We start from the raw sequence: 19763 nt of genomic DNA on the forward strand, positions 1-19763 counted from the left end.
CCGGGGTTTTTTCGTTTCCGGTCGGCGAGTTTCGGGATGGTCGTGTGCCGGTTACAGAGGGTTGCAGGGCGTAGTGGTCATGGGACGTCAATTCGACTAGGGTTTTCAAGGGCCAAATGTAACGACTTGGTGGATAGAGAGCTCTCAGGAGGAGACAACCATGAAGACCGATATGCTCAAGAGACTTGGCCTGGCAATGCTGATTGCCATGATGGCCGGCGGGCTGGTGGCGTGCGAGGATGATCCGGGCCCGGCCGAGGAAGCCGGTCAGAACATCGACGAGGCGATGGAGGATGCCGGCGAGGGCATCGAGGAGATGGGCGACGAGATCCAGGACTCCGCCGAAGAGAACTGACCACAGGGCGGCAGAAATGCAGGAGGCCGGGCGATTGCCCGGCCTCCTGCCGTTCAGGGGCGGCGATCGTTCAACCGTTCTGCTCGATGCCCTGCACGTACCAGGGGGCGCCGTCGCGCATCTCGCGGACCAGGTGCCAGGTCTCGTTGAATTCGTTGTGCTCCCCGTTCTCGTCGAGAATGCCGTGGAAGATCACCGTGGCCTCGGCCCGCTGTCCCTCCTCGCGCACGTCGCCCAGCTCGGCGAACAGGCGCACGACCTCGGTGCGGTTGTTGGCCGGATGCCCGGCGCGCTCTTCACGCAACAGGTTGTAGAGCTCCGGCGTCACGTACTCCTGGATGCCGGCAAAATCATTGTTGTCCCAGGCGCGCTGCAGGGTCATGAAGTGCTCCTTGGCGCCGCCCAGGAAGCGCTCGCGGTCGAACCATTCGGGCTCGCCGGCGAAGGCCGCGCCGCCGCCCGCTGAGGCGGTCTCGGCCTGGAAGGCCGGAGATTGCACGCGGGTTGCCGGCTGGTCGGGCTGCGCCGCGGCCATGGCGGGGCGACGGCGCGCCAGCAGGCGAAACAGCAGGAAGGCCACGCCGGCAACCAGCAGGATATCCATCAGGCGCAGCTCGTCGAAGGCACCACCGAAGAACAACGCCGCGAGCAGGCCGCCGGCGAGCAGGCCACCCAGCATGCCGGGCATGCGCGAGCCGGCTGCCTGGCCCTGGCGCGCGGGTGCCGCCTGGTTGGTGGCGGCGGCAGGGCGCTCCACGGTACGGGACTGGGTACCGAAACTCTTGCCGCCACCGAGGCGGCGGGCGTCGGCATGATCCACGGCGAGGCCGAAGCCCAGCACACCGACCACCAGCATGATGAGAAGATGGCGCATTCAGAGATCTCCATTCAGGGATGTGCAGCAAGGTAAGCTTCAGGTCGAGTGATTCTACTATGCTGGTCACTCACGACAATAAAGCCCCGGAGAACGCCGATGCGCCTGAGACGCGAAAGGAGCCTGATGTTGATCGTCGACCTGCAGGCCGCTCTGCTGCCGGTGATCGAGAATGGCGACCAGGCGGTGACGGAAGCCGCCTGGCTGGGCGGGCTGGCCGAGTCACTGAACGTGCCGGTGTGGGTCACCGAGCAGTATCCGCAGGGGATGGGCGGCAGTGAGCCACGGTTGTTGGCAGCGCTCCCGGGCCATCGCCTGTGGCAGAAGGTCCACTTCGGCGCCCATGAGGAACCGGAATTTGCCGCGGCGCTGGCCGAGAGCGGGAAGCGGCAGGTGGTGCTGTGCGGCACCGAGGCCCATATCTGCGTGATGCAGACTGGCCTCGGCCTGCTGGAGGCAGGCTATGAGGTCTACTGGCTGGTGGAGGCCACGGCGAGTCGGCGGGCCGCCGAGGCGCGATTGGCCCGGGAGCGCATGGTCCAGGCCGGTGCCGTGGCGGTGAGCGCCGACATGGTGGCCTACGAGTGGCTGCACCGCTGCGACGACGAACGCTTCAAGCAGGCCCATCGCCGCTTCCTCAAGGGCCGCTCCACCCGGCCCCTGTGCTTCTGAATCTCGTTCAGGCCGCGCCTTCCTCGCGGGTGAAGACCAGGGTATCGCCTTGTGACATGGCGTCGTTGAAACGATAGCCGGCTACGTCGAACGCCTTGAGACCGTCAGGGTCGTCCAGCCGTTGGCGGATCATCCAGGCGGCCATCAGGCCGCGTGCCTTCTTGGCATAGAAGCTGATGATCTTGAACTTGCCGTTCTTCTCGTCCTTGAACACCGGGGTGATGACCCGGGCCGAGAGCCGTTTGGGGTCGATCGCCTTGAAGTACTCGTTGGAGGCGAGGTTGACCAGCACCGGGCTGCCGCTGGCGGCCACGGCCCTGTCCAGCTCCGCGGTCAGGGTCTCCCTCCAGAAGGCGTAGAGGTCGCGCCCGGCGGGGTTGTCGAGCCGGGTGCCCATCTCCAGGCGGTAGGGCTGGATCAGGTCCAGCGGGCGCAGCAGGCCGTAGAGGCCGGAGAGGATGCGCAGGTGGTCCTGGGCGAAGGCGTTGTCGTCGTCGCCGAAGGTATCGGCTTCCAGCCCCACGTAGACGTCACCCTTGAAGGCCTGGGCCGCAGGCTTGGCGTTGTCCGGGGTGAAGGGGGTGTGCCACTCGGCGAACCGGGCGGCATTGAGGCCGGCCAGCTTGTCGCTGATGCCCATGAGCTCGCTGAGCCGCTGTGGCGAGTAGTCGCGCAGGATCTCGATCAGTTCACGGCTGCGATCGAGGAAGTCCGGCTGGGAATGCCGGGCCGTGGTGGCCGGCGTCTCGAAGTCCAGCGACTTGGCGGGCGAGATCACGCTCAGCATGGGGCGCTCCTGTACCTGGTAGATGGGCCTGACGGCGATGCCTCGAGTATACCAAGCCGCCGACTCGCAGTGGGCTATCGCCTCGATAGCCCACTGCCTTGTCGGGAGGGGCTCAGGGAGCGGGGTTGGGGAGTCGCCGGTGTACCTCCTCGATGGCGTCGAGCACGCTCTGCTCGAGCCGGAGCGACTCGCTCGCCAGGTCGTCCTCGAGTTGCTCCATGGTGGTGGCGCCGATGATGTTGCTGGTCAGGAAGCTGCGGGAATTGACGAAGGCCAGGGCCATCTGCGCCGGATCGAGGTCATGGTCACGGGCGATCTGCACGTAGGCCCGTGTCGCCTCCTCGGCCAGCGGGTTGGTGTAGCGCTGGAAGCGCTCGAACAGGGTGAGGCGGGCGCCTACCGGGCGGGCGCCGTCGAGGTACTTGCCCGAGAGCATGCCGAAGGCCAGTGGCGAGTAGGCCAGCAGCCCCACGTTCTCGCGATGGGCGATCTCGGCGAGCCCTACCTCGAAGGTGCGGTTGAGCAGGTTGTAGGGGTTCTGGATGGAGGCCACCCGCGGCAGGCCGAGAGTCTCGGCGAGGTGCAGGGCGCGCATGACCCCCCAGGGCGTGTCGTTGGACAGCCCGATGGCGCGGACCTTGCCGGCGTCCACCAGCTCCTTGAGCGCCGCGAGCGTCTCCTCGAGCGGCGTGCTGTCCTCCTCCTCGTCATGCTCGTAGCCGAGCCGGCCGAAGAAGTTGGTGTGACGATCCGGCCAGTGCAGCTGGTAGAGGTCGACGTAGTCGGTCTGCAGTCGGGAGAGGCTGTCGTCGATGGCCTGCCTGAGGTGCTCGCGGGTCAGGCGCGGCCCGCCGCGCACATGCTCCAGGCCGGGGCCGGCGGCCTTGGTGGCGATGATCATGTCGTCGCGGGAGCTGCGGTGCTTCAGCCAGCTGCCGATATAGGCTTCCGTGCGCCCCTGGGTCTCTGCCTTCGGCGGCACCGGGTACATCTCGGCGGTGTCGATGAAGTTGATGCCGAAGGCCACGGCGCGGTCGAGCTGCTCGTGGGCATCGGCCTCGCTGTTCTGCTCGCCGAAGGTCATGGTGCCCAGGCAGAGTCGGCTGACCTCGATGCCGGTGTTGCCAAGCGGTCGCGTCTGCATCCGTCACTCCCCTTGCAAGGCTCTGGTGTCCTGGAAACGTCAGGTCTGGAGTCGGCATGGTAGCGGCAGGTCGACCAGGGCGGCAAATGTGGGGGGGTTGAGTCGCCGCCGGGGCGAGCGTATGCTTGCGGCCCCGTTGCCCCGGCGGAGTCCGCAGGGCTGCTGTCACAGTATGCGAATGACGCCGCACACAGGGTAGTGGGCGAGGTCGTCTTCGGCACCACAGGACCAGGGTTGCTTGCCATGCCTCAGGCATCATCACTGTTCACTCGGCTCGAGTATCGTCTGGCGGAGCAGCTGTTCCATACTCGCTGGCTGCCTCGTTCGCCGCGCACCCAGAAGTTGACCATGCACCTCTTCCAGCGCTGCGCCGATGCCGGTCACCCGGCGGCGCTGTCGCTCTACGGGCACATGCTCTTCCATCGCGGCGTCAGCCCCCAGGACAAGGCACGCGGTGCCCGCTATGTGCTCGAGGCGGCCCATGCCGGGGATGCCCGTGCCCAGTACCGGGCCGGGCAGATCCACGAGCACGGCTGCGCCCTCTATCCGCGCCGCGATGATCACGCCGTGACCTGGTACGCCCGTGCCGGCGAGGCCGGCCATCCCCTGGCCGCCGACCGCCTGGCCAGGGCCTACCGCCTGGGCGAGCTCGGTCTGCCGATGGACGCCGAGCGCGCCGAGTACTGGCAGCGGCTGGCCGATCGCCAGGCCGGGTTCGCCGACCAACTGGACAGTGGCGAAGCCGAGACGCGACACTAGGTCAACCTGAGGCCGGAAACATGCCCCGGCCTTGCCCCCGACCTGGTGACCCATCATCGAGGACCCGCCTTCCCGTGACGCTACCGACACTGCTGGATATCGAAGCGTCCGGATTCGGGCGTGGCAGCTACCCCATCGAGGTCGGCCTGGCCCGGCCCGATGGCAGCACCTGCGCCTTCCTCGTGCAGCCGCTTCCCGAGTGGATCCACTGGGATCCCACGGCGGAACTGCTGCACGGGATCAGTCGTGGCCGCCTGGCCCGCGAGGGGTATCCGGTGCGCCAGGTGGCGCGCTGGCTCAATGATGAGCTGTCCGACCTGGGCATCGCCTACAGCGACAGCTGGGGTTATGACAACACCTGGCTATCCCTGCTCTTCCACCATGCCGGCCTGCTGCCGGCGTTCCGCCTCGAGGCGCTGCGCATGCTGCTCAGCGAGGGGCAGCTGGCGCTGTGGACGGCCACCAAGGAAGCGCTGGTGCGCGAGCTGGGTATCCACCGTCACCGGGCCGGCGACGACGCCCGCCTGCTGCAGCTCACTTACCAGCGTACCCGCGAACTCGCCGGCGACGCCTGACTCAGTCCTGAAAGGCATTGATTGGCGTCTCAGTCCTCGCCGCTGACCGACAGCAGTACCTTGCCGATATTGGCATCGCGCCTGACGTGCTCGTGGGCCGCCTCGGCCTCGGTGATCGGCCAGGTGCGGTCGATCAGCGGCTCGAGCTCGCCGCTCGCGAGCCTGGGCCAGACATGGGCCAGCAGGGCATCGAGGATGGCGCCCTTGGCCGCCGGCGACTTGGCGCGCAGGGTCGAGCCGATCAGCCGCTGGCGCTTCATCAGCATCCGTCCCAGGTCCAGCTCGGCACGGCGCCCGCCCATCAGCCCGATCAGCACCAGGCGTCCGTCGGCATTGAGCACCTGCTGGTTGTCGGCGAGATAGCTCGCGCCCACCGGGTCGAGGATCATGTCGGCGCCGCCCCAGGCCTTCACCGCCTCGACGAAGCTGCCGTCGTGGCGGTTCCAGCCTGCCTCGGCACCCAGGGCGCGGCACGCGGCGAGCTTCTCGGCACTGCCCACGGTGACGAAGCAGGGATGGCCGAAGGCCCGGCACAACTGGATGGCGGCGGTGCCCACGCCGCTGGCGCCGGCATGCAGCAGCACCCGCTCGCCCGTCGTCAAGGCTCCCTCCATGAACAGGTTGAGCCAGGCGGTGGCGTAGACCTCGGGCAGCGCCGCCGACTGACGTAGGTCCAGCCCCGCGGGCAGCGGCAGCACCTGGCGGGCATCCACCCCCACCTCCTCGGCGTAGCCGCCCCCGGCGAGCAGGGCGCAGACCTTGTCGCCCGCGCGCAGGCGCTCGACGCCGGGGCCGGTTTCGGTCACGGTGCCGCTGACCTCGAGCCCGAGGGTCCCGCTTGCCCCGGGGGGCGGCGGGTAGTGCCCGGCGCGCTGCATCAGGTCGGCGCGGTTGACGCCGGCCCAGGCCACGCGGATCCGCACCTGTCCACTCTCCAGCGGACCCGGCCCGCTGATCTCCCGCCAGCGCAGGCGTTCTCCGTCGATGGTGATGGCATGCATGGCGCCGGCTCCTCGGGTTGGCATGAACGAAAGCGGTGGCTCAGTCGGTAGTCGTCAGGCGGGCTTCCAGGGCGTCGAGCAGGGCGGCCGGCTCGGTGGCATCGATCAGCTCGGCCCGGGTGCGGCCGTTGAGGAAGCCGTGTTCCACGGTGCTGTCGAGGAAGGCCAGCAGCGGGGCATAGAAGCCACCGGTGTCGAGCACGCCGATCGGCTTGTCGTGCAGCCCCAGGTAGTGCCAGGTCCAGGCCTCGAAGAACTCCTCCAGGGTGCCGATGCCACCGGGTAGCACGATGAAGGCGTCGGCATGGGCGGCCATGTTCGCCTTGCGCTCGTGCATGTTGCGCACCCGGATCAGCTCACTGAGCCCGTGGTGGGCCTGCTCGCGCTCCACCAGGTGATCGGGCATCACGCCGATCGCCTCGCCGCCTGCGGCCATGACGGCATCGGCCAGGGCGCCCATCAGGCCGATGCGGGCACCGCCGTAGACCAGGGTGTGGCCGCGACGGGCGAGTTCGCTACCCAGCTGGCGAGTGGCCTCGAGGAAGTGCGGGTCACGGCCGTCCCGTGACCCCAGGTAGACGCAGAATCTCGACATGCTCTTCTCCTTGGCAAGGCCTCCATCCTAGCGCCGCGGCGGTGGTCCCGAAAGCCCGTGACCCTTCCCGCCCTCCTGGATACGCGAAGGGCGCCGTCATGGCGCCCTTGGCGATGTGCTGGCAAACGGCCGTATTCAGCGCGAGCCGCTGGCCGCGTCGCGTTTCATGGCCTGGCGCAGCAGCTTGATGCCCACGCCGGTGATCACCACCATGCTGGCGATCAGGGCGAGACTGGCAATCACATGGGTATCGACGTACATCAGGGGGCTCCTTCTCTGGGGAGTGGGTCTTGGGGTTAGGGTTCGGGGACGGCGGGGATGGTTCAGGGCAGGCAGTCGGCGACCCCGTACTCGGCATCCAGCCACTGGCCGATGACGTTGTCGCCGCAGAGGTGGTGGGCATACTGGGTGTGCAGGCAGCGCACCTGGTCCCAGTTGCCGATGCCGCCGATGCCGCGCTCCCTGAGCACGCCATCGTAGCCCAGTCGGATGACCTCGGCTGCCTGGGTGTCGCTCATGAAGCGCCAGCGGGCCTCGACATAGTCGCGGTGGCTGCGGTGATAGGCGGCGAGGAAGTCGGGGTCGTCCTGCAGGCGGGTCTCGAGCCGCTTGATCACCCCGGCGGCCTCGATGCGCGAGAGCTCGACCTTGAGGCGCTCGGAGCTGAGCCAGTAGAGGGTCGGGAAGGGCTTGCCGCCGACGATGGGGGCCATGCGCAGCACCAGCGGGGTGCCTGCGCCGTCGGTGGCCGAGACGGCCTCGATGCCTCGGGGGGCACGGCCAAGCTGGTCGGCGATGATGGCCAGCTGGCGCTCGTCAGGCGTCTGATCGGTGCGGATCAGCATCGTCGGGGTCCCGTACAAACTTGTTCGAACGGCCGACGGCCAGGAAGAAGGCGCGAGTGAGCTGCTCGGGCGTCGGCACATAGCGCCATTGCCGCTCGCAGTACTCGTTGGCCCTGGCCATCAGCGCGTCATGGAGGCGATTGAATGGCGCATCATAATCGTAAGGGTCGGCGCCGAACAAGCGGATGTGCGGATAGTCGGCGAAGCGCTCCATGAAGAAGCGGATCAGGTCTGCCTCCACGGCACGGTGGCGGGCGATGTTGTCGGGGTCCAGCCAGAGGTCGTAGCGGATGGCCATGACCGGCTCCTGTTGTGGGGGTGTCCCGGTGATGCCGGGGCGTACCAATGGGACAGCGCGGGGCGCCATTCGGCTCGCCGCCGTCTCAGGTCCTGGCGAGGGCGACCAGGCGTGCCCCGGTGAGGCGGGCCAGGTCCTGTGGCGCCAGGCGAATCTCCAGCCCGCGGCGTCCGCCGCTGACGTGGATCGCCGTGAAATCCTCGGCGCTGGCGTCGAGGTAGGTGGGCAGGCGCTTCTTCTGCCCCAGCGGGCTGATGCCGCCCACCAGGTAGCCGGTGGCGCGCTCGGCCGCCTCCGCCTCGGCCAGGGTGGCCTTGCGGGCCCCGGCGGCCCGGGCCAGTGCCTTGAGGTCGAGCTGGCCGGAGACCGGCACGATGGCCACCACCAGGCGGCCGTCGGCGAGGCGGGCGAGCAGGGTCTTGAACACCTCGTCGGGCGACAGGCCGAGGGCACAGGCGGCCTCCTCGCCGTAGGCCGGGGTGCGTGGGTCGTGGTCGTAGCTGGCCAGCGTAAAGGCCGTTCCGGCCTTCTCCAGCGCCTTCACCGCCGGTGTCATGCGTCTGCGGGCTCCTCCTGCAGATGGGCCTCCAGCGCCTCGCGCAGCTCACCCTCGATGGGGATGGCGCGCTTGGCCCGATAATCGAAGTGTACCATCACCGTATGGCCCCGGTTGGTCAACCGGCCATTCTGCCGAGCCTCCTGGCTCACCGTGAAGGAGCTGTTGCCAAGGCGCGAGACGTAGGTACGTATCTCGATCTCGCTGCCGTACTGCAGCTCGGCCCGGTAGTCGACCTCCATCCGCGCCATGATCAGGCGCCACTTGCGCGGGTCCAGGTCCGGGGTGAAGAGGCGGAAGAGGTCGTTGCGGGCCAGCTCGAACCAGGCCGGCAGCCGGGTGTTGTTGACGTGACCCAAGGCATCGGTGTCATAGAAGGCGGGCTCGATGGTGCGTGCGAACATGGGGAGTTCCTTGTCTGGGGATCGTCGTCGGATCCGGTTGGACAGCTTTATCCCTAGCAAGCGCTTGGTCAAGTGCCGGCGGCCCGCTCAGACCAGGCGCAGGCCCTGCCGGTCGGTCCATGCCGCCTTGAGGGCGGCGGCCAGGGGCTTGCGCAGGTGGTCCGGCAGGGCGCACTCGGCGGCCTCGAAGCTATCGAAGTCGCGGTTGCGCAGCCAGCAGTAGGCCCAGGCGCAGGCCTCGTCGTCGCTCGCCGGCAGCGGGCGGGCGGGCATCTGCACCAGTAGGAAGGTGGCGGTGCGTGCCGCCCAGAGCGGAATGGCGTCGCCGGCATCGGGGGCGCTCCACTCGAGCAGGGTGGCGCCGCTCGGAGTGGCCTCGGGTTCGCCGAGCTTTGCCACCCGGGCGGTCTCGGCGAGGATCAGCGCCAGACGGTCCGCATCGCCCTGGCCCAGGCGTTGCCATTGGCCGATCAACGCCGGCAGCCCGCGGCGTACCTTGGCATAGAAGCCGCTTTGCGGCATGGTCTCGTTCATCTGATGGTTGTCCTGGCCTGGATGTCGTGACTGGGGAGAGTACGCATGAATCATGATTTTGCCACGCCGGTGGAGCGTCGCCACCCGAAGGGGGGCGACTGGCCATCGCAGAAGTGGCATCACTACGGCGATGGGGTGCTGCCGTTGTGGGTCGCCGACATGGATTTCACCTCGCCCCCGGAGGTGGTCGAGGCGCTGCGTGCCCGGGTCGACCATGGCGTCTTCGGTTACGGCCTGGTGCCCGACTCGCTGCGCCACACCCTGTGTGCCTGGAGCGCCGCGCACTACGGTTGGACGATCGAGCCGGAGTGGCAGCTGTGGCTGCCCGGCGTGGTACCTGCCCTGCACCTGGCGAGCCTGGCGCTGACCGAGCCGGGCGATGGCGTGCTGACGGTGACGCCCATCTATCCGCCCTTTCTCAAGGTGGCCGAGCGCACCGGCCGGCTGCCCCAGCAGGCGGCGCTGTGTGAGCCGGCCTCGCCGGGTGAGCCCTGGCGCCTCGACCTCGAGGCGCTGGAAGCCGCCATCACTCCCGAGACGCGACTGCTGCTCTGGTGCCAGCCCCACAACCCCACCGGGCGGGTCTGGACGCAGGAGGAGCTGGCCGGGCTCGCCGAGCTGGTCGAACGCCACGGCCTGCTGGTGGTCTCCGACGAACTGCACTGCGACCTGCTGCTCGATGAGGGGGCGCAGCATCGTCCGCTGGCGGCGGCCTTCCCGGAACTCGCCTCGCGCATCCTGACGTTGTGGGCGCCGTCGAAGACCTTCAACCTGGCGGGGCTCACCACCGCCTGCGCGGTGATTCCCGATGCCGGGCTGCGGCGGCGCTTCGCCGCCATGGTGCGCGGCCTGCAGCCTGACGGCAATGTCCTGGGGCTGGTGGCTGCCGAGGCCGCCTACGCCCACGGTGATCCCTGGCGGCGGGCGCTGCTCGGGGTGCTGCGCGGCCACCGCCGGACCCTGGTGGAGCGGGTGGCTCGGTGGCCCGGCGTGGCCATGAGCCCGCCGGAGTCCACCTACCTGGCCTGGCTCGACCTGCGCCAGGCACACGGCCTGGCAGGGCATGACGGTTCGCCCAAGCAGGTGCTGCTGGAGCGGGCCGGGGTGGCGCTCTCGGAGGGGGCCGGCTTCGGCTGGCCGGGCTTCGTGCGGCTCAACTTCGGCACCACCGCCTCCCAGCTGGGCGCGGCACTGGACCGTCTCGACCGGGTGCTGAGGGGCTGACCCCCCCCAGGGCGCGACCTCGCCCCGGAGACGCTCAGTAGAGCTGCGCGAAGAGCTTGCGACGATAGGTGACCGTCAGCGGGTGATCGGCGCCCAGGGCGTCGAAGACTCGCAGCAGGGTCTTGCGCGCGGCATCGTCGCCGTAGGCACGGTCGGCCTTCATCAGCGCCAGTAGCGACTCCAGGCCGGCCTCGTAGTCGCCATCGGCGACCTGGCGCAGGGCGCGCTTGAAACGCGCCTCGCTGTCGTCACGGCCCGCGAGGGCCGCCAGCTCCGCCGCCGAGGGCGCCTCCTCGCCGAACTCGATGCTGGCGCGCACGCCCCGGGCCGGGGCGGCGTCTCGCTCCTCCGGCGGCAGGTTGTCGAGCAGCGACTTGGCATCCTCGACCTTGCCCTCGGCCACCAGGGCGCGGGCCAGCTCCACCTGATAGGGGGAGTGCTGGGGATTCTGCTGCACCAGTTGTTCGTAAAGTGCCCGGGCGGTGGCGGCGTCACCGGTGGCGAGTGCCTCGGCGGCCTCTTCCTCGGGGCTCGGCGGGACATCCTCCGGGGACGGGATGTAGCGGCCGAGCCATTCGCGGATCTGCTTCTCGGGCAGGGCGCCCTGGAAGTGGTCGACCAGGCCACCCTGGCTGATCAGCTTGACGTCCGGCACCGAGCGCACGCCGAGTTGGGCGGCGATCTCCTGGTTCTCGTCGATGTTCAGCTTGGCGAGGATGAAGGTGCCCTGGTATTCGCGGGCCAGCTTCTCGAGTACCGGCATCAGGTTCTTGCAGGGCTCGCACCAGGGTGCCCAGCAGTCGAGCAGCACCGGCACCTGCATGGAGAGCTCGAGCAGCTGCTGGATGTTGTCGCGGTCTACGTCGATGATCACCTCGGCATCAGGACGGCTCGGCGTCGGGTCGGGGCTGTCGCCGGAGGCGGTGTCGACGGCGAGCGGCTCGCCGGTGCGGGGGTCGACGATGGACATGGTCAGTGGCCTTGGGTCAGTGTGAATTTACTCCGGAGATGCGGGTAGCGGGCCGGGACTTCAAGGGGAGCATACCATCGATGCGACGAATCCTGCGCCTGGCGGCCGGCCTGGGGCTGGCGGTGGCACTGCTGCTGGCGGGTCCCCTGTGGATGCTGGCCACCGAGCGGGCGTGGCGCGACGGCCTCGCTGGGTGGCGTGCTGGGGGTGACCCTGGGGCGTGACGAGGGGCTCGAGCTCAACCTGCTGGGGCTCGCGCTGGGAGTGGACGTGCGGCGCCCGGCGCTCAAGCTGCCGGGCGTCGGCCGGCTGGGCATGGCGGCCGTCATCAAGGGGGAAGGGTAGCGGGGACCGCTGAAGTTGATTAGAAAGCGAACCGATGACCGAGGGTTATATCACATACGAAAAAGCCGACTCCCGTGGGAATCGGCTTTCTCGATGACATTTGGTAGCGGGGACCGGATTTGAACCGATGACCTTCGGGTTATGAGCCCGACGAGCTACCAGACTGCTCCACCCCGCATCAACGTGAGGCGTATTCTACAGGCTCCACGGCCTGGGTCAAGAGGCGATTTCAAACGCTCGTCCGTAGTGCTTGTCCTGGTCCATACTGCTGGCGATTGTCATGAAGACGACAATCGAGACAAGCATGCTGGCACTGGGCCATTCCCGGCCTGTGCCAGACAAGGCGCCACGCATATCAGGGAGGTAGTCAATGACCAACCAAGCACCCGTCGCCTGGGTCACCGGTGGCACCGGTGGTATCGGGACAGCGATCTGTCGTTCGCTGGCCGCCGAGGGCTTCACGGTGATCGCGGGATATCACAACCCGGAGAAGGCCAGAGCCTGGCTCGAGACCCAGAAGGCCGACGGCTACGAGAACATTGCGCTGTCCGGCATCGACCTCACCGACTACGATTCCTGCATGGCAGGGATAAAGGAGATTCGCGAAACCCATGGTCCCGTCAGTGTGCTGGTCAATTGTGCCGGCATCACCCGTGACGGCACCCTGAAGAAGATGACCGCCGAGCAGTGGCGCGAGGTCATCGACACCAACCTCAACAGTGTCTTCAACACCTGCCGTAGCGTGATCGAGGACATGCTGGAGGAGGGCTACGGCCGGATCATCAACATCTCCTCCATCAATGGCCGGAAAGGGCAGTTCGGCCAGGTCAACTACGCCGCCGCCAAGGCTGGCATGCACGGCCTGACCATGTCGCTGGCGCAGGAGACCGCCACCAAGGGGATCACCGTGAACACGGTGTCACCCGGCTATATCGCCACCGACATGATCATGAATATCCCCGAGAAGGTGCGTGAAGCGATCCGCGAGACCATCCCGGTCAAGCGTTACGGGACGCCCGAGGAGATCGGCCGCCTGGTCGCCTTCCTCGCCCACAAGGAATCCGGCTTCATCACCGGCGCCAACATCGATATCAACGGCGGCCAGTTCATGGGCTGACCGCCCGCCCGTCGTGACCGCCTCCGTCGCCGGCGATCCCGGTGGCGAGCTGGGGGACAAGCTGAAAGCGCGAGGCCGATGCCTCGCGCTTTCGTGTTCATGGCCCCGGCCGGGAGGCTCAGGGCGGGGGTAAGTGGGTCAGGCTCTCCAGCATGCGGTCGAATTCGCCGACCTCCCGGGCCCAGAGGGCCGGGGGCACCGGCCCGGTGGCCAGCAGTTCGCGCAGCACGCCGTGGAGTTCCTCGGCCCGGGACGGCTCTCGCCCGAGGTTCTCGTTGAGCCGCTCGACCTGGATCGCCAGGCGCAACGGGTCGTCGCGGTGGCTGACCCGACCGACCGCAAGCAGCGAGAGATGCACCCGCAAGCGGGTGAGCCGCTCCTCGATCTCCGCCGGGTCGCCGGGCTGGCGGCGTGCCGCATTGCGCTGGGCGTGAGCCTGGCGCATGTCCTCGGGCAGGGGCACTTCCGCCGGTGGCTCGACGTCATGGCACGCCTCCCCGGCCAGGCTGGCGGCATCGGCCTCCAGGTGGCGCGCCAGCAGCGGCTGGACGTCGCGCCACCGGTTCACCTCCTCGAGCACCGCCAGGCGAGCCAGGCGCTCGCGGCGTGCCCGGACGATGCCCGTCCAGCGCCGGCGCATGCCCTCGGTGCGGCGACCGGAGGGCAGTGGCTCCAGGGCGGCAGCCTCCTGGATGGCCCGCTCCAGTACCCGGGCGTCGCGGCTGTCGGTCGGGTGCCAGGCATCGAGGCGGTCGATCAGTGCCTGCATCGCTTCCAGGCGCTCCCGGGCCTGCTGGGCACGGTCGTCGCGCTCGGCCTCGCGGCTGGCGAAGATGCCGTCACACAGGCTGCGGAACTCTCGCCACAGGGCCTGCTCCTCTCCCCGCGGGGCACGGCCCAGCATTCGCCATCGTCGCTGCAGCGCCTTGGCCTGCTCGGCACGGCGGGTGGCAGGCTGGTCGCCTTCGAGCAGGGCCCGGGCCTGCTCGATCAGTTGACGCTTGGCCCCGGCAACCTCTTCGGCCCGGCGATCGATCAGCGCCTGCAGCTCGTGACGGATGCGGCCGAAGCGGCGTCCGATGGCCTCGGCGCTGTCGCGCGGGACGGGGGAGCTGCGGCGCCACTGTTCCCGCGCCTTGTCGCGGATCTGGCGCAGCGCGTCCGGGTCGGCCTCGCTGGCGGGCTGGGCGAGCAGCGTCTCGAGCTGCTCGCAGAGCGCCTCACGGGCCTCCAGATTGCGGGCCCGCTCGGCGTCCAGGCGCTTGCGCCAGGGCGCCAGGCGCTCATGGATACGGTCCGAGGCGGCCCGGAAGCTGGCGGCTTGCTGGCGGTTGGCGGCGGCGTCACCCAGTGACTTCCACTCCTTGACCAGTTGACGGTGGCGGCGGTCGAGCTCGGCGTCGGCCAGCGAGGTGTCCTCGGCCAGGGCGTCGATGGCCTGGCACAGCTGGTCGCGCTTGGGACCGGCGACGAAGCCCCGCCAGTCGCGAAGCTCGGCCAGCCGGGCCGCGAGGCGCTTGAGGGTTGCCAGCTGGGGCCGGATGCGTGCCTCGGGCAGGTGGTCGGCCTGCTGGCGCAGGCGCTGGTGAAGGCGGCTGGCGCCCTTGAAGGCGCCGCTCTCGAGCAGGCACTCGAGCTGGGCCAGGTCGTCGGTGAAGCGGGCCAGGCGGCTCTCCAGGTCGTCGTCGGCAGGCTTGGCGGCGAGTCGTCGGCGGGCCTGCTGCAGGAGCGGTGCGGGGGCCAGGTCGTCGGGCCAGCCGCTGGCTTCGACCAGGGCGGCCAGGCGATCCTCGTCGCCATCGGTCAGGGCCTGACCGATGGCCGCGGCCCGTTCCTCGAACCTGACCCAGGCCTGGGCGATGCGTTCGTAGCTGGCCAGGGCCGCATCATAGCGGCGGCGCAGCGACTCGTCGGCCAGGTGATGGTCGGAGAGGGTCTGCCAGCGGTTGGCCAGCAACCGCTTCTGGGCGCGCAGGCTGGCGATGTCCTGTTCGGTGATCCGCTCGCTGCGGGTGAGGGCGTCGAGGCTCTCCTCCAGAGCTTCCACCAGGGCCTCGCGGTTCTGGTCGGCATCCTCGCGACGCTGGTGGTCGGCTGCCCGGGAGAGCTGCTGGGCCTCGTGGTCGCCGATCACCTTGCGACAGCGCAGGCAGGCGTCCTGGTAGCGCTGCTCCTGGCTGGCATCGGGCAGGTCCCCCAGGGCGCTCCACTCGCGCACCAGGTGGCGGAAGCGGCCGGCATAGAGCGGTTCCCAGGCGGACTGGGCATGTCGCTCCAGCGTTTCGAGCAGTGCCTCGCGGCGTTCACGGACGGCGGCCAGCGAGGCGGCATCGGCTCGCAGCCGGTTGAGGCGCTCGCGGGCCTGGCGCATCACCTGGCGGTCGCGACGGGCCGACTGGACCAGCCTGGCCAGGCCGGCCTCGCTGGTGACCCGGGCCGCGGCGGCATGGCGCACGGCGGCGATGCCGTTGTCGCAGGCCTGGCGAATCAGGGCATCCTCGCCTTCGAGGCGGGCCAGGGCAGCCAGGCGCAGCTGCTGATTGTCGCCCTGCAGGGCGATCTCGCTTAGCAGGGTGTCGGCATCGAGGCGCTCGGTCAGGGCGATGCGGGTCGCCAGTTCGAGGTCGCCCTGGCGGCCCGTCAGCAGCGCGACGAGACGGGCATGCAGCTCGGGAGAGGAGCCCTCGTCGAGCAGGGCCAACAGGCGTTCGGGGTCATCGAGGCGCGCCAGGGCGGCCTGGCGGACGCCCGGGTCGGCATCCCGGGCCAGCCGTTCGAGGGCCTGGCGCTGTTCGGGACGCGACGGGTCGAGGCGGTCGGCGGCCTGGCGGCGAACCCCGGGGTCGGGGTGTTGCCAGCGAGGAGAAAAGAGGCGACGAAGGAGTCCAGACATTGACCATCCTGACATGGAAGCGCCGAGAGGCAGGCGCAAGCGATCTTGTTGTTGGCATCGGTGGCGACACGCGGCCGCAGGCCATGAATGTATCTAACCATGCGTCGCGCCTGCGGAAAAGCCCGCGGCAGATGTGGGGTGTGGCCGACTGGAGACACTGACAACCGGAGGTCGCTGAGCTTATGATCAGTTGCAGGGGACGAGTCACTCGCTTAGCTTTGACCAGGTACCCCGACCATCACCCGACGTGGAGTTCGGCAATGAGTCTCAAAGTGGACAGGGACAGCATGGCGTTCACCTTCAAGGGAGGCATGCTGCCGATGACGGTCATGGAGCTGGCCAGCGCCGACCCCGAGCGCATCCGTGAGCAGCTCGCCGGCAAGCTCAGTCAGTCTCCGGCCTTCTTCCAGCATACTCCGGTGGTGCTCAACGTCGAGAAGCTCGACGAGCCGCACCTGGCCCTGGAGCGCATCTGTGCGGTCTGCCGGGCCCACAAGCTGCTGCCCGTGGCGGTGCGCGGCGGCCCCGATCCGGTCAAGCAGTCGGCCTGGGCGCTTGGGCTGGGCTGGTTCCCGCCCCAGGAGGCGAGTCGGCCCCGGTCGCTGGAGAGCGTGCCACCCGACGAGCCGACGCCTGCCGAGCCGGTGGCGGGCGAGGGGGCGGAGCAGGAGGCGCCCCCAGTGAAGGGCAGCAGCGGCCGCATCTACCGTGGCACGGTACGCTCCGGCCAGCAGGTGACGGCCCCGGAGGGCGACCTGGTGGTGATCGGGGCCGTCAATGCCGGTGCCGAGGTGCTCGCCGCCGGTAGCGTGCATGTCTACGGCGCCCTGCGTGGCCGGGCCCTGGCGGGAATCCACGGCGACCTCCAGGCCGGCATCTTCTGTCGCGAACTGCACGCCGAGCTGCTCTCGGTGGCCGGCAACTACAAGCGACTCGAGGACATCGACCCCCGCCTGCTGGGCACGGCCGTTCAGGTGCGCCTGACTGACAATCAGCTGGGCATCACAACGCTGACCTGAGCCTGTTCCGCCGTGTCCGGCCGGTGGCGTATCGACGTCTCTTTTTTTCCTTATTTCCACCATGACTGACAGGAAGTGTAACTTGGCCAAGATCATCGTTGTGACCTCCGGCAAGGGGGGGGTCGGCAAGACAACAAGTGCGGCAGCCATTGCCACTGGCCTGGCACTGCGAGGCAACAAGACCGTGGTCATCGACTTCGACGTGGGGCTGCGCAACCTCGACCTGATCATGGGGTGCGAGCGGCGCGTGGTCTATGACCTGGTCAACGTCATCCAGGGTGAGGCGGGGCTCAACCAGGCGTTGATCCGCGACAAGCGGGTCGACAACCTGCATATCCTGCCGGCCTCCCAGACCCGCGACAAGGATGCCCTGACCCTGGAGGGGGTCGAGACCGTCCTCAACACTCTCAACAAGGACTTCGACTACATCCTCTGCGACTCCCCGGCGGGCATCGAGCGCGGCGCCCAGCTGGCGATGTACTTCGCCGACGAGGCGGTCGTGGTGACCAACCCGGAGGTCTCCTCGGTGCGCGATTCCGACCGCATCCTGGGGCTGCTGTCGTCCAAGACGCGACGGGCCGAGCGCGGCGAGGACCCGATCCGCGAGCACCTGCTGATCACCCGCTACAACCCGACGCGGGTCGACCTGGGGGACATGCTCAACCTCGAGGACATCCGCGAGATCCTGGCCATCGACCTGCTCGGGCTGATTCCCGAGTCCGAGGCGGTGCTGCGGGCCTCGAACCAGGGGGTGCCGGTCACCCACGATGCCGACAGCGACGCCGGCCAGGCCTATACCGATACCGTGGCCCGCCTGCTCGGTGAGGAGGTCCCGCTGCGCTTCCACGAGTACCAGAAGAAGAGCCTGTTGAGCCGAATGTTCGGAGGAGGTCGCCGGTGAAGTTGCTCGAGTTCCTGAAGAGAGAGCGCAAGAAGTCCGCGTCGGTCGCCAAGGAGCGGTTGCAGATCATCGTCGCCCACCAACGCAGCCAGCGTGGACAGCCGGACTACATGCCGATGCTGGAGAAGGAACTGCTGGAAGTGATCCGCCGCTATGTCCAGGTCGACGACGATGCCATCAACATCAGCCTCGACAGCGAGGACAACTGCTCGGTGCTGGAGCTGAACGTCACCCTGCCCAGGGCCTGAGCATCGAGCCGGCTGAGAGGCGGGCGAGGCTGTGCTAGGCTGTTCCCCTTCATGCCTGCACCGTTCGGAGAGACCTCGCTCATGGCGCCGCCTCATGCCGCCCCGTTGACCTTCCTGTGGCACGACTACGAGACTTTCGGTGCCGACCCGCGCCGCGATCGCCCCTCCCAGTTCGCGGCCATCCGCACCGATGCCGATTTCAACGAGATCGGCGAGCCGGTGACGTGGTTCTGCAAGCCGGCCGATGACTTCCTGCCCCACCCGCAGGCCTGCCTGATCACCGGCATCACGCCCCAGCAGGCCAGTCGCCGTGGCCTGCCCGAGGCCGAGTTCGCCGGCCGTATCCAGGCGCTGATGAGTGAGCCGGGCACCTGTGCCCTGGGCTACAACAGCATGCGCTTCGATGACGAGGTGAGCCGCCACCTCTTCTACCGCAACCTGCTCGATCCCTACGCCCGGGAGTGGCAGAACGGCAACTCCCGCTGGGACCTGATCGATGTGGTGCGTGCCTTCCACGCCCTGCGCCCGGCCGGCATCGAATGGCCGAAGCGCGACGATGGCGCTCCCAGCTTCCGGCTCGAGGCCCTCACCGCTGCCAACGGCATCGAGCATGCCGGCGCCCACGACGCCCTGGCCGACGTGCGTGCCACCATCGCCCTGGCACGGCTGCTGAGATCCCGCAACCCGAAGCTCTTCGACTACCTGCTGGGGCTGCGCGGCAAGCGCCAGGTGGCCAAGCTGCTCGACGTGCCGGGCCGCAAGCCGGTGCTGCACATCTCGCGTCGCTACCCGGCGAGCCGCGCCTGCAGCGCCCTGGTGATGCCGCTGGCCGAGCACCCGAGCAACCCCAACGGGGTGATCGTCTATGATCTCTCGATGGATCCCTCCCCGCTGTTCGACCTCAGTGCCGAGCAGATCCGCCAGCGGGTCTTCGTCAGCAACGACGACCTGGCCGAGGGGGCCGAGCGCATCCCGCTCAAGGTGATCCATATCAACAAGTGCCCGGTGCTCTTCCCGGCCAGCGCCCTGAAGGACGTGGACGGCCCCACCAAGGGCGACTACGGCGAGATCGTCGCTCGCCTGGGGCTGGACGTGGCCGCCTGCCGCCAGCACTGGAAGCTCCTGTCCGCCCGGCCCGAGGTCGCCGCCCGGGTCGCCGAGGTGTTCGCCGAGCCGCCCCCGGACGGCCCCCGTGACCCCGACCTGATGCTCTATGCCGGCGGTTTCTTCTCGCCCTCGGATCGCCAGCAGATGCAGCGGGTACGCGAGACCGACCCCTGGGAGCTGGTCGGCGCGCGTTTCGCCTTCCAGGACCCGCGCCTCGAGGAGATGCTGTTCCGCTACCGGGCGCGCAGCTATCCCGAGACCCTCGAGAGCGAGGAGCAGGTCCAGTGGGAGGCCTTCCGCTGGGCTCGGATGAACGATCCGGCCCTCTCGAGCCTGACGCTCAAGGACTTCGCCCGGGAGATCGAGCGGCTCAATGGCGTCCCGCTGTCCGACCGTGACCGGCAGGTCCTCGAGGAGCTGGTGATGCATGTGGAGGCGATCATGCCGCCCCAGGCCTTCGATGCATGATCATAGGGCTCGGGGCTGATCCGGCGGCAGGCCTGCAAGGAGGCGCTGTAAACCCCTCCCTGGGCGCTACCG

General features: G+C 68.7%; 25 protein-coding genes and 1 tRNA gene. 12 read left to right on the forward strand and 14 right to left on the reverse strand.

From position 1 onward, the window contains the following. Positions 1-160: 160 nt before the first annotated feature. Positions 161-355, forward strand: a complete 195-nt coding sequence (locus tag CR157_RS07075) for a hypothetical protein (RefSeq protein ID WP_110282867.1) — start codon at positions 161-163, stop codon at positions 353-355. Between the two features lie 70 nt (positions 356-425). On the opposite strand, the gene CR157_RS07080 is transcribed toward CR157_RS07075, so the two are convergent. Beyond that, on the reverse strand, positions 426-1229 hold the full coding sequence (locus CR157_RS07080) for a Tim44 domain-containing protein (protein WP_110282868.1): 804 nt from the start codon (positions 1227-1229) through the stop codon (positions 426-428). 99 nt (positions 1230-1328) lie between these two features. Between CR157_RS07080 and CR157_RS07085 the strand changes: the two genes are divergently transcribed. Next, positions 1329-1901, forward strand: a complete 573-nt coding sequence (locus CR157_RS07085; protein ID WP_110282869.1) for an isochorismatase family protein — start codon at positions 1329-1331, stop codon at positions 1899-1901. Between the two features lie 7 nt (positions 1902-1908). On the opposite strand, the gene yaaA is transcribed toward CR157_RS07085, so the two are convergent. After that, positions 1909-2688: a peroxide stress protein YaaA gene (gene yaaA / locus CR157_RS07090; protein WP_110282870.1), complete on the reverse strand. Its 780-nt coding sequence runs from the start codon at positions 2686-2688 to the stop codon at positions 1909-1911. A gap of 112 nt (positions 2689-2800) precedes the next feature. Further along, positions 2801-3832, reverse strand: coding sequence for an NADP(H)-dependent aldo-keto reductase (locus tag CR157_RS07095; protein WP_110282871.1), 1032 nt, complete (start codon positions 3830-3832; stop codon positions 2801-2803). Between the two features lie 243 nt (positions 3833-4075). Between CR157_RS07095 and CR157_RS07100 the strand changes: the two genes are divergently transcribed. After that, entirely contained in the window at positions 4076-4591 is a 516-nt protein-coding gene (locus CR157_RS07100) for a tetratricopeptide repeat protein (protein WP_110282872.1), read from the forward strand. Positions 4592-4665: 74 nt separating this feature from the next. After that, complete coding sequence (locus CR157_RS07105; RefSeq protein WP_240566764.1) at positions 4666-5166, forward strand: hypothetical protein; 501 nt, start codon at positions 4666-4668, stop codon at positions 5164-5166. A gap of 29 nt (positions 5167-5195) precedes the next feature. Here the strand turns inward: CR157_RS07105 and CR157_RS07110 are convergent, their stop codons facing one another. The 8 genes from CR157_RS07110 to CR157_RS07140 form a co-directional block, all read right to left on the reverse strand. After that, positions 5196-6167, reverse strand: a complete 972-nt coding sequence (locus CR157_RS07110; protein WP_110282874.1) for an NAD(P)H-quinone oxidoreductase — start codon at positions 6165-6167, stop codon at positions 5196-5198. A gap of 40 nt (positions 6168-6207) precedes the next feature. Further along, positions 6208-6762, reverse strand: coding sequence for a TIGR00730 family Rossman fold protein (locus CR157_RS07115; RefSeq protein ID WP_110282875.1), 555 nt, complete (start codon positions 6760-6762; stop codon positions 6208-6210). Positions 6763-6897: 135 nt separating this feature from the next. Then, positions 6898-7023 carry a hypothetical protein gene (locus CR157_RS22980; RefSeq protein WP_258364096.1) on the reverse strand — a complete coding sequence of 42 codons (126 nt, stop codon included), beginning with the start codon at positions 7021-7023 and terminating at the stop codon, positions 6898-6900. 62 nt (positions 7024-7085) lie between these two features. Beyond that, entirely contained in the window at positions 7086-7607 is a 522-nt protein-coding gene (locus CR157_RS07120; protein ID WP_110282876.1) for a DUF501 domain-containing protein, read from the reverse strand. Next, entirely contained in the window at positions 7579-7905 is a 327-nt protein-coding gene (locus CR157_RS07125) for a hypothetical protein (protein ID WP_110282877.1), read from the reverse strand. The genes CR157_RS07120 and CR157_RS07125 overlap by 29 nt, the downstream gene beginning before the upstream one ends. Positions 7906-7990: 85 nt before the next feature. After that, entirely contained in the window at positions 7991-8461 is a 471-nt protein-coding gene (ybaK, locus tag CR157_RS07130; RefSeq protein ID WP_110282878.1) for a Cys-tRNA(Pro) deacylase, read from the reverse strand. Beyond that, positions 8458-8865 carry an acyl-CoA thioesterase gene (locus CR157_RS07135; protein WP_110282879.1) on the reverse strand — a complete coding sequence of 136 codons (408 nt, stop codon included), beginning with the start codon at positions 8863-8865 and terminating at the stop codon, positions 8458-8460. The genes ybaK and CR157_RS07135 overlap by 4 nt, the downstream gene beginning before the upstream one ends. A gap of 87 nt (positions 8866-8952) precedes the next feature. After that, complete coding sequence (locus CR157_RS07140; RefSeq protein WP_110283444.1) at positions 8953-9387, reverse strand: hypothetical protein; 435 nt, start codon at positions 9385-9387, stop codon at positions 8953-8955. 57 nt (positions 9388-9444) lie between these two features. On the opposite strand from CR157_RS07140, the gene CR157_RS07145 reads away from it, so the two are divergent. Further along, positions 9445-10623, forward strand: a complete 1179-nt coding sequence (locus tag CR157_RS07145) for a MalY/PatB family protein (RefSeq protein ID WP_110282880.1) — start codon at positions 9445-9447, stop codon at positions 10621-10623. A gap of 34 nt (positions 10624-10657) precedes the next feature. On the opposite strand, the gene CR157_RS07150 is transcribed toward CR157_RS07145, so the two are convergent. Continuing rightward, entirely contained in the window at positions 10658-11593 is a 936-nt protein-coding gene (locus tag CR157_RS07150) for a tetratricopeptide repeat protein (protein ID WP_110282881.1), read from the reverse strand. Between the two features lie 80 nt (positions 11594-11673). Between CR157_RS07150 and CR157_RS22555 the strand changes: the two genes are divergently transcribed. Both CR157_RS22555 and CR157_RS22560 read left to right on the forward strand, forming a co-directional pair. Beyond that, the gene (locus tag CR157_RS22555; protein ID WP_181421999.1) at positions 11674-11817 is read left to right on the forward strand and encodes a hypothetical protein; all 144 of its coding nucleotides are present in this window, start codon (positions 11674-11676) and stop codon (positions 11815-11817) included. Then, positions 11792-11938, forward strand: a complete 147-nt coding sequence (locus CR157_RS22560) for a hypothetical protein (RefSeq protein WP_181422000.1) — start codon at positions 11792-11794, stop codon at positions 11936-11938. Before CR157_RS22555 ends, CR157_RS22560 begins: the two co-directional genes overlap by 26 nt. A 101-nt stretch (positions 11939-12039) precedes the next feature. Here the strand turns inward: CR157_RS22560 and CR157_RS07160 are convergent. Then, positions 12040-12116: transfer RNA gene (locus tag CR157_RS07160), tRNA-Met, on the reverse strand. 192 nt (positions 12117-12308) lie between these two features. Between CR157_RS07160 and phbB the strand changes: the two genes are divergently transcribed. Beyond that, positions 12309-13055, forward strand: coding sequence for an acetoacetyl-CoA reductase (gene phbB, locus CR157_RS07165; RefSeq protein ID WP_110282883.1), 747 nt, complete (start codon positions 12309-12311; stop codon positions 13053-13055). A gap of 118 nt (positions 13056-13173) precedes the next feature. On the opposite strand, the gene CR157_RS07170 is transcribed toward phbB, so the two are convergent. Continuing rightward, positions 13174-15948, reverse strand: a complete 2775-nt coding sequence (locus CR157_RS07170; protein WP_110282884.1) for a DUF349 domain-containing protein — start codon at positions 15946-15948, stop codon at positions 13174-13176. Positions 15949-16208: 260 nt separating this feature from the next. Between CR157_RS07170 and minC the strand changes: the two genes are divergently transcribed. The 4 genes from minC (at position 16209) to sbcB (ending at position 19691) form a co-directional block, all read left to right on the forward strand. Further along, a complete protein-coding gene (gene minC, locus CR157_RS07175) occupies positions 16209-16967 on the forward strand; it encodes a septum site-determining protein MinC (protein WP_110282885.1) in 759 nt (252 codons plus the stop codon). A gap of 82 nt (positions 16968-17049) precedes the next feature. After that, positions 17050-17868 carry a septum site-determining protein MinD gene (gene minD / locus CR157_RS07180; protein WP_110282886.1) on the forward strand — a complete coding sequence of 273 codons (819 nt, stop codon included), beginning with the start codon at positions 17050-17052 and terminating at the stop codon, positions 17866-17868. Further along, positions 17865-18116, forward strand: a complete 252-nt coding sequence (gene minE / locus CR157_RS07185; RefSeq protein WP_102588074.1) for a cell division topological specificity factor MinE — start codon at positions 17865-17867, stop codon at positions 18114-18116. Before minD ends, minE begins: the two co-directional genes overlap by 4 nt. An 81-nt stretch (positions 18117-18197) precedes the next feature. Then, a complete protein-coding gene (sbcB, locus tag CR157_RS07190) occupies positions 18198-19691 on the forward strand; it encodes an exodeoxyribonuclease I (protein ID WP_110282887.1) in 1494 nt (497 codons plus the stop codon). The last annotated feature ends 72 nt before the right edge of the window (positions 19692-19763 follow it).

The organism is Halomonas sp. LBP4 (genome assembly GCF_003202205.1).
GTDB classification, from domain to species: domain Bacteria; phylum Pseudomonadota; class Gammaproteobacteria; order Pseudomonadales; family Halomonadaceae; genus Halomonas; species Halomonas flagellata.

Bases quoted from the DNA above. Each gene is read 5' to 3' on its own strand.
- CR157_RS07075 (WP_110282867.1), top strand. From the start codon at position 161: ATGAAGACCGATATGCTCAAGAGACTTGGCCTGGCAATGCTGATTGCC.
- CR157_RS07080 (WP_110282868.1), bottom strand. From the start codon at position 1,229: ATGCGCCATCTTCTCATCATGCTGGTGGTCGGTGTGCTGGGCTTCGGC.
- CR157_RS07085 (WP_110282869.1), top strand. From the start codon at position 1,329: ATGCGCCTGAGACGCGAAAGGAGCCTGATGTTGATCGTCGACCTGCAG.
- yaaA (WP_110282870.1), bottom strand. From the start codon at position 2,688: ATGCTGAGCGTGATCTCGCCCGCCAAGTCGCTGGACTTCGAGACGCCG.
- CR157_RS07095 (WP_110282871.1), bottom strand. From the start codon at position 3,832: ATGCAGACGCGACCGCTTGGCAACACCGGCATCGAGGTCAGCCGACTC.
- CR157_RS07100 (WP_110282872.1), top strand. From the start codon at position 4,076: ATGCCTCAGGCATCATCACTGTTCACTCGGCTCGAGTATCGTCTGGCG.
- CR157_RS07110 (WP_110282874.1), bottom strand. From the start codon at position 6,167: ATGCATGCCATCACCATCGACGGAGAACGCCTGCGCTGGCGGGAGATC.
- CR157_RS07115 (WP_110282875.1), bottom strand. From the start codon at position 6,762: ATGTCGAGATTCTGCGTCTACCTGGGGTCACGGGACGGCCGTGACCCG.
- CR157_RS22980 (WP_258364096.1), bottom strand. From the start codon at position 7,023: ATGTACGTCGATACCCATGTGATTGCCAGTCTCGCCCTGATCGCCAGC.
- CR157_RS07120 (WP_110282876.1), bottom strand. From the start codon at position 7,607: ATGCTGATCCGCACCGATCAGACGCCTGACGAGCGCCAGCTGGCCATC.
- CR157_RS07125 (WP_110282877.1), bottom strand. From the start codon at position 7,905: ATGGCCATCCGCTACGACCTCTGGCTGGACCCCGACAACATCGCCCGC.
- ybaK (WP_110282878.1), bottom strand. From the start codon at position 8,461: ATGACACCGGCGGTGAAGGCGCTGGAGAAGGCCGGAACGGCCTTTACG.
- CR157_RS07135 (WP_110282879.1), bottom strand. From the start codon at position 8,865: ATGTTCGCACGCACCATCGAGCCCGCCTTCTATGACACCGATGCCTTG.
- CR157_RS07140 (WP_110283444.1), bottom strand. From the start codon at position 9,387: ATGCCGCAAAGCGGCTTCTATGCCAAGGTACGCCGCGGGCTGCCGGCG.
- CR157_RS07145 (WP_110282880.1), top strand. From the start codon at position 9,445: ATGAATCATGATTTTGCCACGCCGGTGGAGCGTCGCCACCCGAAGGGG.
- CR157_RS07150 (WP_110282881.1), bottom strand. From the start codon at position 11,593: ATGTCCATCGTCGACCCCCGCACCGGCGAGCCGCTCGCCGTCGACACC.
- CR157_RS22555 (WP_181421999.1), top strand. From the start codon at position 11,674: ATGCGACGAATCCTGCGCCTGGCGGCCGGCCTGGGGCTGGCGGTGGCA.
- phbB (WP_110282883.1), top strand. From the start codon at position 12,309: ATGACCAACCAAGCACCCGTCGCCTGGGTCACCGGTGGCACCGGTGGT.
- CR157_RS07170 (WP_110282884.1), bottom strand. From the start codon at position 15,948: ATGTCTGGACTCCTTCGTCGCCTCTTTTCTCCTCGCTGGCAACACCCC.
- minC (WP_110282885.1), top strand. From the start codon at position 16,209: ATGAGTCTCAAAGTGGACAGGGACAGCATGGCGTTCACCTTCAAGGGA.
- sbcB (WP_110282887.1), top strand. From the start codon at position 18,198: ATGGCGCCGCCTCATGCCGCCCCGTTGACCTTCCTGTGGCACGACTAC.